We start from the raw sequence: 18,256 nt of genomic DNA on the forward strand, positions 1-18,256 counted from the left end.
TATAGAACCCATTTGGGTTCTTCACAAAAAAGTATAATGGAGAGAAAATGCCATATACCAGCAGTCTGACTGATAAGGAATGGGAAATCATTAAACCTCTGTTACCAAAGAGAAAAAGAACTAAACCGCCAAAATGGAGTAAGCGAGATATTTTAGATGGTGTTTTGTATCAGCTGAAAAATGGATGTAATTGGTGTGATTTACCGCCAGATTTGCCACCCTATTCAACCGTATTTTGGCACTACAAACAATGGCGAGCCGAAGGTGTAATTGAAAAAATAATGAAGGTCTTACATGGTCGAGTTCGAGAACAGGTCAAAAAAAAGTAAGTGGACAACTTTACTCATAATTGATTCACAAGCAGTGAAAAATACTTGTAATGCCAGTGTGGAAAGTAAAGGGTTTTGTTTCTACAAGTCTACTAACGGAATTAAGCGACATTTAGCTGTAGAAACTTTGGGGTTGACTTTTTTGACTCACTGTACCAAGGCTAACCTATCTGACGATAAGGGTTTAATTGAGATGTTCAGCAATAATATCGATTACTTTAAATCGAAACCTGTAAATATCCCCAAAATTACCATCCTCATTGACAACGGATATCACCCTGAAAAACTGAAGGAAGAATTGGAGCAGATTTATCCTCAGATTATGACCAAGATTAGATTTAAGCTATCTCCTAAACCGTCGAAAGTAGACAAGAAAAAGCTAGGAAAAACAGGTTTTGTCCCTGTAAAAGCCAGGTGGGTAATTGAAAGAAGCAACTCTTGGATGGAACGATGTAAAAGTTTAGTCAAAAATTTTGAGCGCGATTATACAAGCGGAGGAAACCTCCGCTTGTATAATCGCGCTGTTGAGAGAACTCTTGACAGGAGCGACTGCCAAACTTAATCTTTGTTTTGTCAGACTGATGCTCAAAAGACTTGCTACTGCTTAAAAAGAACCCATTTGGGTTCTATATATCACTGCCAAAAATAGGCATAGTCAATGTACGCCATCATAGACCTTTACCTGATGGTGCAGTTTTAAAGCAAGCGCAGATAATCAAGAAGGCGGATGGTTGGTACATTAACTTAAGACTAGAAGACAAAACTGTTCCTAATTTCGCGTCTGAAATTACACCAACTTGGGAAAACTCGCTAGGTATGGACGCAGTTCTTCACGAAGATGACTACCTAGCTACATCTGAGGGGGTTAAACTGCCTAGTCTTAAGTCATTTCGGAAATCGCAAAGCAAACTAGCGTCTATATCTAAGCGAAAATCTACTCAGAAAAAAGGCAGTAAGTCTCGTCGCAAATTAGCTAAACGAGAGGCGAAATTACATCAGCAGATAGCTAGGGCTAGGAAAGACCACGCTTACAATACAGCCCATGCACTACTAAATACGGGCGCGTCTGTTTTCTTTCATGAAAAGCTTAATCCAGCTAGATTAAGCAGAAGGAATAAACCAAAAACTGACGATGAAGGTAAGTTCTTACCTAATGGGCAGAAAGCTAAATCAGGATTGGCAAAATCTTGGTCTGACGCTGCATTTGGTCAGTTTTTCAACATACTAAAGTTCAAAGCTGAAAAAGCTGGAGCGTATGTTATACCTGTAAATCCTCAATACACATCTCAACTGCTGCCATACAGAGATGAGTTTATCTTTACTGATTGCAGTATTCGAGAATATTGGGATGAAGAATATCAACTTTTGATTGACCGCGATCTATCGGCAGGAATTAATATCAAGAGAGTTGGGCTGGATGTGTTCCCAACTATAAGTGCGATTCGTTCCCCAGAAACCTCTTATGAGGGGGATTGGGGGCTTCTGTTGAGTAACCAGTAATGGTAGAGTTCGCACTTTAATCCTCAACAGCTGACAACTACATAACCATGTTGGTGAGTTAACCTTACCGAGTTATTACCGTAACAAAGACAGTAAGGGTTAAAGAATGGAAACACTCTCAACTTAAATGATACAAGTCCAACCACTTAGACGCAAAGTGAAAAGCAAAACCCTTACGGTAGCGACTGGTCATCAATCCGTAAAGCAGGGGGACGATGAAATTAAAACTGCTAGCCTAATGTGGTTTTCTCATTGGCAAGCTCTCACGGTGAACAAGGTCTAAGGAATCGACTGAATTGTCCCAAGGGGAAACCAGCGAAAAAGGCTTAATACGCTGGGAGTCCTAAAAAGGCAAAGAGTCTGCTACAAGCAGTCTTCAACAGGTAAACTCCTATTTATAATGAGAGTTTTGCGTTACCTAAAACGGGCAAATAGATTCCCACCTAAAAGAGCAAACAAATGGTATGTGGAACGAAGTAAATCAATTGTTCTTCTCAAGCAACAAGGTCGAAAGCTTGAGTAATCAACCAAGATGTAACATCTAGTTTCATTCGCTAGGGAGCAGTTGATAAAGATAGAGTCAGAAGCCAACGACTCTTTGTAATGAAGAGTATATGCAGACGGACTCACGATGAAACGGAAGATAGAGACACAAGTAAAAGTGTAAATGTCATGGACAACGTTGAATTTATTCGACAAGAGTATGAATGGTCAGAACTACCCTGGAAGAAATTCGAGAAAGTTCTGTATAAGCTTCAAAAGCGTATCTATCAAGCGTCAAAACGTGGTGATGTCAAAAATGTAAGACGACTCCAAAAACTACTACTAAAATCCAGAAGTGCAAAACTTATCTCGGTACGAAAGGTAACTCAAGATAACCAGGGTGCTAAAACGGCAGGTGTGGACGGAATTAAAAATCTATCCCCAAAGAAACGTTTCAAACTGGTTGATAAAATCACCTTGAACTCCAAAGCGTCTCCTGTAAGGCGGGTATTTATACCCAAACCAGGGAAGGATGAGAAAAGACCTTTGGGGATACCGACAATGCAAGACCGAGCAGTGCAGTGTCTCGTAAAGATGGCTCTTGAGCCAGAATGGGAGGCAAAGTTTGAACCAAACTCACACGGATTCAGACCTGGACGTTCATGTCAAGATGCTATCAAAGCAATTTTCCTCGCAATCAAGCAAAAATCAAAATATGTTTTGGATGCAGATATTAGCCAATGCTTTGATAAAATCGACCATCGGAAGTTACTTGAAAAACTAAATACTTACCCTACCCTACGTAGACAAATACGAGCTTGGCTAAAAGCTGGGATATGGCAGGACTACACACTTTCCGAAACAACTGAGGGTACACCGCAAGGTGGAGTGGCAAGCCCACTTTTAGCTAATATTGCCCTACATGGAATGGAAGAACGCATAAAGAAATATGCCGAAACCCTTGATATGAAAAACTATCGCGGAAAACAGTTAGGCAAAAGAGATAAAAGATTTTCTATCTCACTAATCAGATATGCTGACGATTTTGTTATCCTTCACGAAAAACATTCCGTTGTACAAAGTTGTAGAGAAATCATCTCTAAGTGGTTAAACGACATAGGACTAGAGCTAAAACCTAGTAAAACCAGATTGACCCACACCCTACACAACGTAGGTAAGGAAAAAGCTGGTTTTGACTTTCTCGGATTCAATATTCGACAATATAAAGTTGGAAAATACAACAGTGGTAAAAATCCACATGGTAATACACTAGGTTTTAAAACACTTATCAAACCCAGTAAAAAGAGCATTAAAACACACTACGACAAACTTGCGGACATTATCAACTCTGGTAAGGCACTTAAGCAAGAAAGGCTAATAGGAAAACTCAACCCTGTAATCAGAGGATGGTGCAATTACTATGCCACAGTAGTAAGTAGTGAAGCGTTCGATAGATTGGACGCATTAACTACCTGGAAACTCTGGAAATGGGCTGTAAAACGACATAGAAACAAAGGAAAGAAATGGCTTAAAAGCAAATATTTTCAAAGCGAGTCGATTTACGATAATAAGAAAAACACTTTTAGAAGTAAAGATTGGATATTTGCCAATACTAAAGACGGAATAATCAGCGATAGGCTTTATTATCACAGTGATACAAAGGTCAAGCGATACGTCAAAGTCAATGGCGAAAGTAGTCCGTTTGACGGAAATCTAATCTATTGGAGTTCACGCATGGGTAAAAACCCACTTATGCCTCAAAGCAAAGCCAAACTACTAAAAATCCAAAAAGGAAAATGTAATTGGTGCGGTCTGGCGTTCTTACACGATGATGTAATTGAAAAAGACCATATAATCCCAAAATCAAAAGGTGGAACGGATTACTACAATAATCTTCAATTGCGACATCAACATTGCCATGACAGAAAAACAATGATTGACGGCTCGAACGAGACTCTATTCAAACCAGTCAAACTTCCTGAAGGATGGTACTGGCTTGAAGGAATGTTAATCACATAAGTTCTGAGACGTACTGATAACAACAGCCGTCTTATTGAGGAGCGGTATGAGTCGAAAGGTTCACGTACCGTTTTGTAGAGCAGTAGACGGGGTGACTCGTCTACTGACTTTAATAACGGCGTAAAGGGAATCCAGTAGTGGTTGCTTCTACTACTAATAGTACCTTGAAGCAAGTTCTCTCTGCCCTTCGGGGTCTAGAGAAGCCTACGCTGACCTAACGGTTCAGCGTAGGTACATCACGTTAACTAGCCCTTCGGGTTCGGGCGCGTTCCCAATCGGAGGAAACCTCCGAGGGGTCGCCCTCACTTATAGCTGGGGCTTTGCCCCTTTATTTCTCAACCACCTCTGGAAATATTTCATCATCGATTACTCTTCCAGAAATTGGAGTTGAAAGCACAATTGAAGTAGTGACAGTTGAATAGGTAATAAAACGATCTACCAGTTGTTCTAAATGACCCACGGAAGTTACCGAAACCTTGGCTAAATAATGATCGCTACCTGTGATGCGATAAGAAGATTGTACCTCTGGAGATTCATGGAGAAGCAGTTTCAATTCTTCACACTTATCAGGGAAGGATCTAAAGGTAACAAATGCCATAATCGACAATCCGAGCTTTTCTAAATTCAATTCCGCACGATAGCGGGTAATTATTCCAGCCTCTTCTAAGCGACGAACTCGTTCAGCTACGGCGGGAGCAGAAAGTCTAACCTGTTTGCCTAGTTCTTTAAAGGGAATACGAGCGTTTTCTTGCAAGATTGCGAGAATTTGCCAACTTGTTTTATCTAATAGTTTTAATTGTCGATCGCTTGCCATTTTATTTTTTAAATTTTATTAGGTTAAAAGCTTAAAATACATTTGTATTTTAAGCTTTTTTAGTTAAATAGCTTACTTTATCTATTTATATAGCTAGCTAAACCTTATAAAATTAAATTAGTTGAATAGTGTAAAGCGATCGCTGAATAAGTTGATAAGATTTTTCTGACTCAATTTTTCAAACAATCACAAAAAGACAAATTATGACTACGACAACTACTACAAAACTCAAATTACTCTCTCCTGCTACTTTAGGCAAACTAAAACTTGACAATCGGATGATTCTTGCACCTTTAACTCGCTGCCGTGCGGGTGATGGTTATGTTCCTCAACCAATAAATGCTCTTTATTATGCTCAACGTGCTTCTGCGGGATTGATTATTAGCGAAGCAACTCAGGTTTCTCGTAATGGTATTGGTTACGCTAATACACCTGGAATTTATAATCAAGAGCAAATAGAAGGTTGGAAACAGATCGCAAAAGCCGTTCATAACAAAGGTGGCAAAATATTTTTACAACTGTGGCACGCGGGGCGAGTCGCCCATCCATCCTTACTAGAAGAGGAAGAAATTCCCATCGCTCCCAGCCCTATTGCTGCTAATGCTCTAGCCGATCTTCCTTATGGACAACCACCTCATGTTACCCCTAGAGAACTAAAGCTAGAAGAAATACCGATAGTTATCGAACAATTTCGGCAAGGGGCAAAAAATGCCCTGAATGCTGGTTTTGATGGAGTGGAAATTCATGCTGGTAACGGCTATTTGCCCGATCAGTTTCTCCAAGATAATTCCAATCAGCGAACTGATAAATATGGTGGTCCAGTAGAAAAGCGATCGCGTTTTCTACTGGAAGTTGTTCGAGCAGTAGTAGAAGTTTGGAGTAAAGAAAGAGTTGGGGTACGTCTGTCCCCCAGTAGTAATTTCAACGATATGCACGATTCTAATCCCACCGCTACTTTTAGTTATGTTGCTCAAGAATTAAATCGCTTAGGCATAAGTTATCTTCATGTCATTGAACCACGTATTAGAGGTAACGTAACCATTGAAGATGATGGTAAGGGTTTAGGAGCCAAGTTTTTCCGCCCTATCTTTCAGGGGGCAATTATCACAGCAGGAGGCTACAACCGCGATCTAGGCGAGGCGATTTTGCAAAGTAATGATGCTGATTTTGTGGCATATGGTCGTCTTTTCTTAGCCAATCCCGATTTGCCCCAACGCTTTGCGTTGAATGCTTCTCTTAATAAACACAATCGCAACACTTTCTATACCAGTGGCGAAGAAGGATATACCGATTATCCGATCCTTGAGTAATTTAGTTGACTTACATTTTTCTAAATTACGACTAGAAAAATTAATACTGTCTCATTCTATAAGTGGATTGACATGACTTTAACTATTGAAATCACCTCAGACTTTATTTGTCCTTGGTGTTTAGTTGCAGAAACACAACTTAACAAAGCAATCAAACAACTTAATACTGCTACTGAAATTAAACAGATTTGGTATCCCTATGAGCTAAACCCCACCATGCCAGAAGCAGGAATGGAGCGCAGGGCTTATCGAACTAACAAATTTGGTAGCTGGGAATATTCCCGACAACTTGATGCTCAGACAATCCAAGCAACTAAGAATGATGGAATTAACTTTCGTTACGATCTAATGAAAAAGACTCCCAACACCCTCAAAGCTCATCGCTTGACTTGGTTGGCTGCTTCTTTAAATAAAGCTACTGAAATGGCTACTCGGATTCTCAACGGCTATTTTACTGAAGGAAAAGATATTACAGATATTGATACTTTAGCTAAACTCGCTGCTGATATTGGCATGGATCGACAACAAGCCCAAGATTTTCTTCATACCGATGCGGGTGTCAAAGAAGTTCGAGAATGGGAAAAACAGGCAGCTAGCCGAAATATTTTTAGCGTACCAACCATCAAAATCGGTCGAGAAATCATTGTTGGGGGTCAGTCGGTAGAAGTGTTTCTATCTGCCCTACAAAATGCCCTCATGCAAATGACAAAAGCATAACTACTTATTTATCCACCCCATACAGAAGCGATCGAGTAACGGGTAAAAATTATGGCTAAAGATTCAAATATTTCCAAAGTCAAACTCTACGGTCAACCCAATTCCGCATCAGCCTATGAAATCCGCGATTTTCTCAAACGCAGCGTCGTCGAATTTGATTGGATTGAATTAACCTGTGACGAAGATTGTTATCGAGAATTGGGTTTTTCGACCGTAGACGAGTTACGTTTACCAATTGTTGAACTGAGTAACGGAACTCAACTATTTGCCCCCACCGTGCGAGAGGTTGCTCAACAGTTGGGTTGGGTAACGCAGCCGAGATTTAAAGAATATGACCTGTCGATTTATGGTGCTGGCCCTGCTGGTTTGAGTGCTGCGGTATATGCTGCATCTGAAGGATTGCGTACGGTTCTCATCGAGCGTCATGCCGTGGGCGGACAAGCAGGTAGCAGTTCTCTGATTGAAAATTATTTAGGCTTTCCCGAAGGAATTAGCGGTGCTGACTTGGCAGAGAAAGCGCGACAGCAAGCAGTTAAATTTGGCATTGAATTGCTGATTTTACGAGAGGGAGTCAAAGCGGAATTTAGAGACAACAGAATTTATGTCGATATGGCAAATGGTAACAAAATGATAGCCCGTGCCAATATCTGCGCTACTGGGGTTGAATATCGTAGGCTCAATCTCCCCAAAGAAGATGAATTTCTCAATCGTGGAGTATATTACGGTGCGGGTGCTAGTGAAGCCCCGTTATGTTCTGACAAGCACATCTTTGTCGTCGGTGGTGGTAATTCAGCAGGGCAAGCTGTGATGTACTTCTCTCAGTTTGCTCAAAAGGTGACAATGCTAGTTCGTAGCGGTAATTTGGCAGATTCTCTATCTGAGTATTTACTCAAACGCATTACCAATACTAGCAATATTGAGGTGCTGTTTAACTCTCAAGTCAGCGAACTTCAGGGAGAGAAAAACTTACAACAGATTACCATTACCGACCGTCGCGATGGGTCAACACAGCAGGTTGATACCCAGCACCTCTTTATTTGTATAGGGGGTGTTCCCAATACGGAATGGGCAAAAGATACCAATATTATTCGAGACAAGGCGGGGTTTCTGCTTACGGGTTCTGACTTACTTAAAAATGGTTGCCCTGATTGTTGGAAATTAGAACGGGAGCCTTTTTATCTAGAGACTAGCGTTCCAGGCTCTTTTGCTGCGGGAGATGTCAGACACGGTTCGGTTAAACGAGTTGCTTCTGCGGTTGGAGAGGGAGCAATGGCAGTTACTTTCGTCCACAAGTATTTAGAGGAAACCAAGTGAATACAGAGCGTCAGGCGATTGTAATTGGTGGTTCGTTGGCTGGGTTATTTACAGGGGTTTTATTACGTTCAATTGGCTGGCACGTAGATATTTACGAACGTTCACCCCGTACTCTTAGCAGTCGAGGAGGTGGGGTAGTTTTACAGCCAGATGTAGTTGAAGCTTTTAGAATGGCGGATATTCCTCATCAAAATTTGGGTGTAATGGCAAAAGAACGGTATTACTTGCAGCGTAATGGGAGCATTCAGACAATGCCCATGAGTCAGACCCTAACCTCTTGGAACTCCCTCTACAACTCATTGAAGCGACATTTCCCCAACGAGCATTACCATCAAGGAAAATGTCTGACTAATCTTCAACAACACGACAAACAAGTTACGGCACTTTTTGCCGACGGCACTCAGATGACAGGAGATTTATTAATTGGTGCAGATGGCTTAAGTTCCACCGTTCGCCAAATTCTCTTACCAACATACGACCCCATGTACGCTGGATATGTTGGTTATCGAGGGCTGGTAGACGAGAAAGACCTAGACCCAGAAACGGCAGCTATTATGACCGAAAGATTTGTTTTTTATCAATTCCGCAATTCCCATATTCTTCAGTATGTGATTCCAGGGGAGAACGAATCTTTAGTTCCTGGAGAACGTCGCTTTAACTGGGTTTGGTATGTCAATTATGATGAAGCTACCGAATTACCCCGCATTTTGACAGATAAAAATGGCAAACGCCGAGATTATTCTATCCCGCCTGGAATGATGGCGAATGATATTGAAAAAGAGATGCGTTCCTATGCTAGCCGAGTTTTAGTCCCCCCTTTTCAAAAACTTATAGCAGCTACTAAAGAACCTTTCGTACAGGCAATTTTAGATTTAGGAGTGCCTAACATGATGTTTGGGCGTGTCGCTCTGGTAGGAGATTCCGCATTTATTCCCCGCCCCCATACAGCAGCCAGTGTCTCTAAAGCTGCTGCAAATGCGATCGCTCTTGCCGATGCTCTTGTTGAGAATAACCACAATGTACTTAATGCTCTCAAAGCTTGGGAATTCGACCAGCTTGCTTTAGGAATGCATCTCTGGAAACGTGGTCGAGATTTAGGAGAAACTTCCCAATTTGTCTATGGGAAGAAAAGATGGGATAAATAGCTTAGTCTCAACTTCGCTTAATGAGACTTCATTGTCAAGATAGAAAATTGTTTTTAACTAGCTAACAGCTTTAAGCTCTGAGCTTCTAAGCCAGGTTTAACTCCTCCACTATGCACGAAGTGGAATAAGGCGCGCGTGGTGGTTTTAATTCCCTCACTATGCCAGCTTGTAGCTAATAGCTTATAGCCTATAGCTTACAGCTAATCGCGTAGCGTTTTTAAAATTACAAAACAAGGGAGTCACAGGTTATTTCGATATCTAGGGAATGCTCTTCAAGACACGACGGAGACAGCACTTTTTGCGTTGGTCAATTCCACTTTAGTAAACGAGAAACCTGAGTTGTTAAATTAAGCAGATCGAAGGTTTTAGAGATCGCTTTTATTTTTTTTGTTTGCTGAAATTCAAGTAGCTCCTGAGATTGAGGCGTAGCCGTCAATAAAATGAGGGGAATGGAATTGGTTAAAGGATTTTGTCTTAAATTTTGGCATATTTCTCTCCAGCACAAATCGGGCATTGTTTCATCGAGATCGAGTAATATAGCACCAATTTGTTCTGCTGAAGCTTTCTCAAGAGCCTCAAAACCAGAATTGACCGTTATGACTTCGCAGTCAGGAATAGTTTCCAGACAAAGCTGCATCATTTCTTCAATCACATCATGGGGATGAATCAGTAAAATGCGTCGAGTTTGAATAGACATCGACTAATAAAAATCAACTATAAATCTTTTGTTTGTATCCTAGACAATAAATCTGAATAAATAATGAAGAATAAAAACTACACAATGTAATTTTTTCTTGAAAATCTTCAAATTCAGTCAAGGCGATCGATCGCTTCTCAAGATACTTATTTTCCAAGGAAAGCCAGAAAATTCCTCATTAGGTTTAGCTATAAGCTATAAGCTATAAGCTATAAGCCTTCCATAGCAATCGCGCTTATAGCTATAAAGGGTTAATGCCCCGACCAAATTATGGGAGCAAGCGTACCTAAAGGAGTTCGAGCTTCAGTTGAAATAGCCCTGCTTATGGCAATCGCGCTTACAGCTAATTGACAGAAACATTAAAGATAAAAGATGTGGTGATGGTTTTAATTTCTGTAATCATTGTTGCTCTAGTTGTCGGAAATTTTATCTGCAATAACTAATAATTTTCAACCTAAAATTTTGGTAATGTTATCTGATAATTCAAAGGGATCGTAGGGTTTAGTAATTACTCCCGATACTTTAAGCTGAGTAAACTGCCGTTGTTCGGCTGGTTGGGCTTTTGCTGTTAAAAAAATAACTGGGATGTTTTGAGTAGCCGTATTAGCCTGTAGTTGTGTAAAAGTTTCTATTCCATCCATATCGGGCATCATGACATCCAAGAGAATAACGTCAGGCTTTTGGTTGGTTGCTTCTTGTAACCCCTCTCTTCCCGAACTTGCTGTGATAATTTTCCAATCACCAATGATTTCCAGACAAATTTGGGTCGCCTCCCGAATATCATCATCATCGTCTATTATTAAAATTGTTTTAGTCATTGGTTGTTTGCCTCTAGAGAGAGTAGCAAGTAGACGAGTGACCCTGGTCAGAATCGCGAACGTGCGAGGTAGTGAGTAGAAATGTATAATCAGTTTTGCCCAGGCAGTTAATCACCAATGGGTAAAGTAAAACAAAATGTACTACCTTGACCTAAGATGCTCTCTACCCAAATTTGACCACCATGCTGTTGCACAATGCTACGACAAATTGCTAGTCCTAAACCCGTTCCACCACGATCGCGGGAATCGGAAGCGTCTACTTGTTGGAAGCGATCGAATATTGTTTCTAAGCTGTCTGGGGGAATACCTCGACCACGATCTTTAACCTCAAATCTGATCGTGCCATCACTTTGTAATTGAGCATCTAGATGAACAGTAGTATGGGGTGGTGAAAATTTAATGGCGTTGCTGAGTAAGTTAGTCAGAGTTTGAATTAGGCGATCGCGATCGCTCCAGAGTTGAACTGATAATGGGGTTACAGAGATGGTTATTTGCGCTTTATCCGCCATACTCTGCACAATTTCTACCGCATCAGTCATTAAATCGGCAGCATTATGGTTTTCTTTGAGCATGGTTACTTTGCCAGATTTGATCCGCTCTAAGTCCAAAATGTCGTTAATTAAACGTACCAGATGATTGGAGTTATTCAGGGCAATTTCTAACAAACGTTGACTTTTGCTAGATTTTGGCTCTAAACGACCACTAGACAGCACACCAATGGCACTCCGAATTGAGGTTAAAGGGGTTCGTAGTTCATGACTGACCACAGAGACAAATTCATCTTTCATGCGGTCGATAATTAGTCTTTCGGTAATGTCTTTAAAAATTACTACCGCACCCACAATTTGCTCTTGTTCTCTAATTGGGGTACTAACGTACTCTACGGGAAAATTCGTTCTATCTTTGCGCCAAAATATTTCGTTGGTTATGTAATGTATTTCCCCCGTTTGCAGGGTTTGATAAATAGGAGTTTCTTGCCAGGAATAAACAATTCCTTCGGCTGTAGAATGGTTGACAATTTCGTGTATCGGCTGGCTTTCTAACTCATCAACACCATATCCAAGAATTTCCGCAGCAGCAGGATTGACAAAGGTGGTAATTCCTTCGAGGTTTAAGCCATAAATACCCTCTCCTGCTGAGTTTAAAATTAGTTCGTTTTGATGGCTTAGTCTTTCTAAGGAAGCTCTTGTTTTGAGGCGATCGCTTATTTCTTGAACTAATTTCTGATTAGCTTGCTGTAACTCTGCTGTGCGCTCTTGCACTCTCAGTTCTAAAGAAGCATTGAGGGCGCGAACCTGTTGGTAAAGTTGATATTGATAAATTGCGATCGCAAAGTGATTACCCAAAGTTTGAGCTAGTTCAATTTCGCTACTTGTCCAAGGACGAGCTTTATTTTGTTTGAGTTCGCGCCAAATCTCAAAAGATTTTCTCGGAAACTGATTGCGAGGATCATCGCGATCTGGTCTTTTTGCCCAAATAGTTTCGATATCGATTCCTTGACGAAAGATACTGAGATAACCTAAGATTTTTTGCCGATATTCTAACTTAATCGTAATAATACTCTTAATTCTAGTGGGTTTAAAGCAAATCTTCCAATCTGAAGGTAATGGATTCGCATCAAAATCAGCGATCGCTAAGGGTAAAGCTAAATCTCTACTTTGCAGCGTATTTTTAAGCCATGTTTGCCAACTGGGATGTTTTTCAAGAGGAACAAAAGACTGACTATTCTCTTCCTCTTGAGCCAGTAGTAAAGGCTGTTCTCCAGAAACAAACAATTGCCCTTCTGATTCTGTATTTTGAGGGGTAATATAAACTCGACCTCCCGATCCTTGCACAGCGAAAACAGTTTGCTTTAAAGCTTTTTGTAACTGCATTTCAGTCATAGAATGTAAAAATTCACCCACACGATTAATCGAGGCTTCTTGTTTCGCTTGGGCGCGAGTAGACTCTAATAAGTTAGATTGAGCGATCGCAATTGAAGTTTGATCGGCAATTAACTGAACCACTTCTAATTCATTCTTGGTTACTATTTGAGGCAAACTATGATGAGAAACCAACAATCCCCATAGGCGATCGCGATCCACAATGGGAACTACCAACGAAGACTGTGCTCCCATTGCCACTAAATACTCAGCATGACAAGGATCTACCTCTCGAAACTTTATCTCAGCCTCGCTGTTGCCGTTTACTGATGAACTCATCCCAATTTGGCGAGAAGCGATGTTCACAATGGTTCTTTGACGCTCTCTTAAATAAAGTTCGCGTATTTCTAGCGGAATATCTTCAGCAGGGAAATGTTGACCCAATAATGATGACAACTTTTGGCTATCTACTGATTCTGCAACCACTTCTCCACTACCGTCTGCTTCAAATTGATAGATTTTAACTCGGTCAGTATTTAAAAAAGCTCGAACCTCGGCAACAGTACTTGAAAGAATTACCGATAACTCTAAAGATTGACGAATGCGATCGATCATTCGATGCAGCATCATTTCTAGAGAATCAACTTTTTTTTTCTTTGTCATTGGTTGCTTCGTGGTTGGTGGTTAGTAGCTAATTGTTAGTGGTTGTTTGCTCGTTGTTTGTAGCAATCACTCATTACTTATTACTTATTACTTATTACTTATTACTTATTACTTATTACTTATTACTTATTACTTATTACTTATTACTTATTACTTATTACTCATTACTTATTACTTATTACTTATTACTTATTACTTATTACTCATTACTCATTACTTTTTCTGCTTCCTCTATCTAAAGGTTGACTGAATAGTAGAATTGCCTGCGATCGAGATGATTGAATATTTTGGGAATTAATTCTGACTGGACTAAGGTTTTGCTAATACAGTCGTTAGCTCCTGCACTCAAAATTTGTTGCATGGTGCCAAGATCGTTGTGAATTGTCAAAAACAAAATTGGCAACTCTCGCCAACGAGGATCGTTTCTTACTAGCTGACAGAGTTCGATGCCAGTCAATTGAGGCATGGCAAAATCTAAAATAAGTAAATCTGGTTTGAACTCAGCAATAAAACGCCAAAAATTAAGTGGATTATCTAAAACAGTTAATTCTATGTTTAAAGGATCTAATAAACTATCGATCGCTGCTAATACCTGCGAATCGTCATCTACCACTAAAACTTTGGCTACTTTATGACGAGCTTGTTGTAAGGCTTTAACAATCGCTTTTACGGCACGATTATCTATGGAAGCTCTTTGTAGCAATATCGGATGAGTGAGGCGAGTGATTTTTAGGCGATCGTCTTGGTTGTTATTATCAGTAAAGAGAATGATTGGTAAAGGGAATCTATCGTTAATAACATCAATAAAATCATTTAAAGTATTTGCCGTCTCATCAGCTAAAGAAAATTGCCAAATAATAACATCTACATTAGCTTGAACCAAAGCTTTTTTAGTGGCTCTAGGATTTGTAACCATCTCAAACTTCATGGCTACAGCAGACATCTCTGCCATAATTTGCTGTACTAACTGAGACTGATTATCTACGGCTAATATTACAGGTCGATGCTGATTTACTGGGGTTAACAATGGCTGAGAATTGGATTTTAAAGAATTTTTTAAAGCGAATAATAGCTCTGAAAAATGTCTGGCTCGATCTCGATCCGAATCTGACTGAATTTTTAATAATTGTTCCATTTCAACTGCTAAACTAGAGCCTTGATTAAAGCCAAAAATACCTAATCCTCCCGCTAGCTTATGAGCAGCCCATTGAGCCTGTTGTAAGAGTTGTCCTTCCAAAGAATGCTTTTGCCAAGCAAGATTAGCTTTTTCCAGAATCGATAAGCGATCGCTATGCAGCTTCTCAAATTGTTGCCAAACAGCTGTTAATGCCTCTCTGGTTTGTTTTCGTAATTGTGTTTCTGTATTTATCTCTTTCTTGATCCCCCGTTCCTTACTCCTCTTTCCTTTTAGAGTACTTAATGGTTTGAGACGATAGCCAACACCATAGACAGTTTCTATAAAATCAGCATTAGCTCCTGCTTTTTTTAGTTTGCGCCGTATGTCTTTTATATGTGCGCTAACAGTATTGTTATTAGGTGCTTCTTCCACAGCCCAGAGACGATCCAAGATTATTTCGCGGGTTAAAACGCGATCGCCATTGTCGATAAAAAGCTCTAATAAACGATATTCTTTAGGGGTTATATTTAATACTCGATCGTCATAAGTTACTTCATGGATACTAGAATTGAGACGTAATTTTCCCCATTGTAAAATTGGTGTCGTTGGAGAATTTCGCCGACGCAATAAAACACGAATACGGGCTAATAACTCAGAAATTTCAAAAGGTTTAACTACATAATCATCTGCTCCTGCATCCAGTCCCATTACTTTTTTATTGCTAGAACTTTGAGCAGTTAATAATAACACAGGAGTTTGATTCCCTGCATCGCGCAATCGTTTACAAAACTCGATTCCATTAAGTTTAGGTAACATAACATCAAGCAGAATCAGGTCATAATTATAAGTCTCAACAAACTCCCAACCCAATTGACCTTCTGAAGCTAGATCTACAACATAATGACGATCCCTGAGAATATTTTCTAAAGTTTGAGCAATCAGCTTATCATCTTCAACTAATAAAATTTTCATAAAACGCAAATCGAAGTATCTATCAGTACTTTATTGAATTGACAACTTTTGAATACTGAAAACCCAACAATTAGCTAATATTAAAAATTGATATTATTTCTATAATATATTTCTACATAAAAATTTTGCAAAAATCTCAAAAACTTTACAATTTTTTACTAAATTAGCAGGCTCAAAAACTTGCCTCCTCAGCAGCCTTATATACTAGAGCGACTCATAAGGTTAAACTCAGATTACCTCAGAAAATAAGAGAATAATAATATATACAATATTCTTATAACTCTAAGCTAATTTATTAGTTATAATCCCGTCTCCAGAGAACCAAAACGAATTATATTTCAGCTTTGTTATTTTGTTTGATAAAGTAATCAGCTATTCCGCCTACCTACTTACTGAAGATTGCAGTTTTTCTATCATATAAATAACCAAATGATTATTAATTTAAGATTAATATTAAGCTATATTAAAACTGGATTCAAAAATTTTTATTTAGTCTCTTTATTCACATTTTCAAGAGCTATAGAAGTCTAGGTAAAAGCTAAGGCAGATCGATCTAGTTCTCAGTTTTTGTTAAACCAAAATCAGCTAAAAGCCAATACCTCAGAGCTTTTTTATCAATTGAGAAGACTTTTCTACATAATTGGGGGGCGTGATGCCAGTTCAATTGCGATCGCAATCTGACGATAAACTTTCCACTTATCATCAACTTTCCTCAAGAGAGGTTATTAAATACTTCAATAGTAATTCAGAAGAGGGCTTATCCGCAGAGGAAGTCGCTAATCGCTATGAACAGCATGGCTGGAATGAACTGCAATTTAAGCCAGGTAAACCAGCTTGGCTCAAGTTCTTGCTGCAATTTCATCAACCTTTGCTTTATATTCTACTGCTAGCGGGGGCTATCAAAGCAATTTTGGGTTCTTGGACAAATGCAGCCGTGATTTGGGGCGTTACGGTGATTAATGCTGTGATTGGCTATGTGCAGGAAGCCCAAGCAGAAGGAGCGATCGCTTCTTTGGCTAAAACAGTAACTACAGAAGTAACTGTGCTACGAGAAGGACAAACCCTGCGGATTCCCTCACGGGACTTGGTACCTGGAGATGTAGTCTTGCTGGCATCGGGGGATAAAGTTCCTGCGGATTTGAGGCTATTTAAGGTTCGTAATTTGCAGGTGGATGAGTCTGCCTTAACAGGGGAATCATTGCCAGTAGATAAAACGATACAACCCTTATCACCAGATACAACCCTCGCAGAAAGGACAAATATGGCTTATGCGGGGAGTTTTGTCACTTTTGGACAGGGTACAGGTATCGTTGTCGCTACAGCCAATGATACTGAAGTCGGGCAGATATCTCAAGCGATGGAAAATCGAGTTAGTCTCACTACCCCCTTAACTCGAAAGTTTGCCAAATTTAGCCGTACTTTACTCTATGCGGTTTTAACTTTAGCAGCCCTAACTTTTGCGATCGGATTAGGACAGGGTGAATCTTGGCTCTATATGTTTGAAGCTACTGTAGCACTGGCGGTTAGTGCCATTCCTGAGGGGCTGCCAGCAGTAGTTACCATTACCTTAGCTATTGGAGTCAACCGCATGGCACGTCGTAATGCCATTATTCGTAAACTACCAGCAGTTGAAGCTTTGGGGGGTGCCACTGTTATCTGTTCTGACAAAACAGGAACACTGACGGAAAATCAAATGACCGTACAGACTATTTATGTGGGAGGAGAATACTATGGGGTCAGTGGTAGTGGCTATAGTCCTAAAGGAGAAATCAGCCTAATAGTTAATGGGAAGCCTGGAAGCCCTTTCCAGGATGGTTTGCCCTCAGCTTTAGAGGAATGCTTAGTAGCTGGGGTACTGTGTAATGATTCCCAATTAAAACAAACAGGAGAAGATTGGTCAGTGGTGGGAGATCCCACTGAAGGAGCATTAATTACAGCAGCAGCTAAAGCTAGTTTTAGTCAATCTGGTTTGGCAGCGTCAAAACCAAGATTGGATTCCATTCCTTTTGAATCCGAGTATCAATATATGGCAACGTTGCATGATACTGCTTACCCTGTAATTTATGTTAAAGGATCGGTGGAGTCGTTGATAAGTCGTTGTTCTCAGATGATAGATTGCAATGATCGAGTGATTCCCCTAGATCCGATAAAAATTGAACAAGCAGTAGAAACAATGGCAAAGCAAGGATTAAGAGTGCTAGCCTTTGCCCAAAAAGCACCTGCTCCACATCAGCATTCACTAGATCATCAGGACATTGAAAAAGGCTTAGTTTTTCTAGGATTACAGGGTATGATTGACCCGCCCCGTCCAGAAGCGATCGCTGCTGTCCATGCTTGTAAGGCTGCGGGAATCAACGTGAAAATGATTACTGGAGATCATATTACTACCGCACAAGCGATCGCTAAAAGAATGGGGATTCAGAAAGCAGGGCAGGTTTTAGCCTTTGAAGGGCAACAATTGGCACAAATGGGCGATCGTGAAATTGCTCAATCGAT

The 18,256-nt window shown here is 40.1% G+C and carries 12 protein-coding genes and 2 pseudogenes; 9 read left to right on the plus strand and 5 right to left on the minus strand.

Features of this window, described 5'->3' with window-relative positions; genetic code table 11:
- The first annotated feature begins 47 nt into the window (after nucleotides 1-47).
- The 4 genes and pseudogenes from H1P_RS19955 (at nucleotide 48) to ltrA (ending at nucleotide 4,331) form a co-directional block, all read left to right on the plus strand.
- Entirely contained in the window at nucleotides 48-329 is a 282-nt protein-coding gene (locus H1P_RS19955; protein WP_144870624.1) for a transposase, read from the plus strand.
- Nucleotides 295-937 (plus strand): annotated as a pseudogene (locus tag H1P_RS19960) (transposase). The gene H1P_RS19955 and the pseudogene H1P_RS19960 overlap by 35 nt, the downstream one beginning before the upstream one ends.
- A gap of 19 nt (nucleotides 938-956) precedes the next feature.
- Nucleotides 957-1,763, plus strand: a pseudogene (locus H1P_RS19965) (RNA-guided endonuclease InsQ/TnpB family protein); the annotation flags it as partial.
- 738 nt (nucleotides 1,764-2,501) lie between these two features.
- Nucleotides 2,502-4,331, plus strand: coding sequence for a group II intron reverse transcriptase/maturase (gene ltrA, locus H1P_RS19970; protein ID WP_222427142.1), 1,830 nt, complete (start codon nucleotides 2,502-2,504; stop codon nucleotides 4,329-4,331).
- Between the two features lie 328 nt (nucleotides 4,332-4,659).
- Here the strand turns inward: ltrA and H1P_RS19975 are convergent, their stop codons facing one another.
- Nucleotides 4,660-5,145 (minus strand): Lrp/AsnC family transcriptional regulator, encoded by a 486-nt coding sequence (locus H1P_RS19975; RefSeq protein ID WP_144870628.1) that lies wholly within the window; start codon nucleotides 5,143-5,145, stop codon nucleotides 4,660-4,662.
- Nucleotides 5,146-5,348: 203 nt separating this feature from the next.
- On the opposite strand from H1P_RS19975, the gene H1P_RS19980 reads away from it, so the two are divergent.
- The 4 genes from H1P_RS19980 to H1P_RS19995 all read left to right on the plus strand — a co-directional run bounded on the left by H1P_RS19980 (nucleotide 5,349) and on the right by H1P_RS19995 (nucleotide 9,631).
- Entirely contained in the window at nucleotides 5,349-6,455 is a 1,107-nt protein-coding gene (locus H1P_RS19980) for an alkene reductase (RefSeq protein WP_144870630.1), read from the plus strand.
- Between the two features lie 72 nt (nucleotides 6,456-6,527).
- Nucleotides 6,528-7,172, plus strand: a complete 645-nt coding sequence (locus tag H1P_RS19985) for a DsbA family oxidoreductase (RefSeq protein ID WP_144870632.1) — start codon at nucleotides 6,528-6,530, stop codon at nucleotides 7,170-7,172.
- Between the two features lie 51 nt (nucleotides 7,173-7,223).
- Entirely contained in the window at nucleotides 7,224-8,486 is a 1,263-nt protein-coding gene (locus H1P_RS19990; protein WP_144870634.1) for an NAD(P)/FAD-dependent oxidoreductase, read from the plus strand.
- A complete protein-coding gene (locus H1P_RS19995; protein WP_144870636.1) occupies nucleotides 8,483-9,631 on the plus strand; it encodes an FAD binding domain-containing protein in 1,149 nt (382 codons plus the stop codon). The genes H1P_RS19990 and H1P_RS19995 overlap by 4 nt, the downstream gene beginning before the upstream one ends.
- Nucleotides 9,632-9,938: 307 nt before the next feature.
- Here the strand turns inward: H1P_RS19995 and H1P_RS20000 are convergent, their stop codons facing one another.
- The 4 genes from H1P_RS20000 to H1P_RS20020 form a co-directional block, all read right to left on the minus strand.
- Nucleotides 9,939-10,328, minus strand: a complete 390-nt coding sequence (locus H1P_RS20000; protein WP_144870638.1) for a response regulator — start codon at nucleotides 10,326-10,328, stop codon at nucleotides 9,939-9,941.
- 449 nt (nucleotides 10,329-10,777) lie between these two features.
- The gene (locus H1P_RS20005) at nucleotides 10,778-11,146 is read right to left on the minus strand and encodes a response regulator (protein WP_144870640.1); all 369 of its coding nucleotides are present in this window, start codon (nucleotides 11,144-11,146) and stop codon (nucleotides 10,778-10,780) included.
- Nucleotides 11,147-11,253: 107 nt separating this feature from the next.
- The gene (locus tag H1P_RS20010) at nucleotides 11,254-13,671 is read right to left on the minus strand and encodes an ATP-binding protein (protein WP_144870642.1); all 2,418 of its coding nucleotides are present in this window, start codon (nucleotides 13,669-13,671) and stop codon (nucleotides 11,254-11,256) included.
- Between the two features lie 235 nt (nucleotides 13,672-13,906).
- The gene (locus H1P_RS20020) at nucleotides 13,907-15,760 is read right to left on the minus strand and encodes a response regulator (RefSeq protein WP_144870646.1); all 1,854 of its coding nucleotides are present in this window, start codon (nucleotides 15,758-15,760) and stop codon (nucleotides 13,907-13,909) included.
- Nucleotides 15,761-16,412: 652 nt separating this feature from the next.
- Between H1P_RS20020 and H1P_RS20025 the strand changes: the two genes are divergently transcribed.
- Nucleotides 16,413-18,256: HAD-IC family P-type ATPase (locus tag H1P_RS20025; protein WP_144870648.1), on the plus strand; the 1,844-nt coding region annotated here is incomplete at its 3' end.

Source organism: Hyella patelloides LEGE 07179, from assembly GCF_900659865.1.
Lineage (GTDB): Bacteria > Cyanobacteriota > Cyanobacteriia > Cyanobacteriales > Xenococcaceae > Hyella > Hyella patelloides.

Excerpts from the sequence above, each read along its gene's own strand:
- H1P_RS20020 (WP_144870646.1), bottom strand. The coding sequence starts at position 15,760 with ATGAAAATTTTATTAGTTGAAGATGATAAGCTGATTGCTCAAACTTTA.
- H1P_RS19985 (WP_144870632.1), top strand. The coding sequence starts at position 6,528 with ATGACTTTAACTATTGAAATCACCTCAGACTTTATTTGTCCTTGGTGT.
- H1P_RS19990 (WP_144870634.1), top strand. The coding sequence starts at position 7,224 with ATGGCTAAAGATTCAAATATTTCCAAAGTCAAACTCTACGGTCAACCC.
- H1P_RS20000 (WP_144870638.1), bottom strand. The coding sequence starts at position 10,328 with ATGTCTATTCAAACTCGACGCATTTTACTGATTCATCCCCATGATGTG.
- H1P_RS19975 (WP_144870628.1), bottom strand. The coding sequence starts at position 5,145 with ATGGCAAGCGATCGACAATTAAAACTATTAGATAAAACAAGTTGGCAA.
- H1P_RS20005 (WP_144870640.1), bottom strand. The coding sequence starts at position 11,146 with ATGACTAAAACAATTTTAATAATAGACGATGATGATGATATTCGGGAG.
- H1P_RS19955 (WP_144870624.1), top strand. The coding sequence starts at position 48 with ATGCCATATACCAGCAGTCTGACTGATAAGGAATGGGAAATCATTAAA.
- H1P_RS19980 (WP_144870630.1), top strand. The coding sequence starts at position 5,349 with ATGACTACGACAACTACTACAAAACTCAAATTACTCTCTCCTGCTACT.
- ltrA (WP_222427142.1), top strand. The coding sequence starts at position 2,502 with ATGGACAACGTTGAATTTATTCGACAAGAGTATGAATGGTCAGAACTA.
- H1P_RS20010 (WP_144870642.1), bottom strand. The coding sequence starts at position 13,671 with ATGACAAAGAAAAAAAAAGTTGATTCTCTAGAAATGATGCTGCATCGA.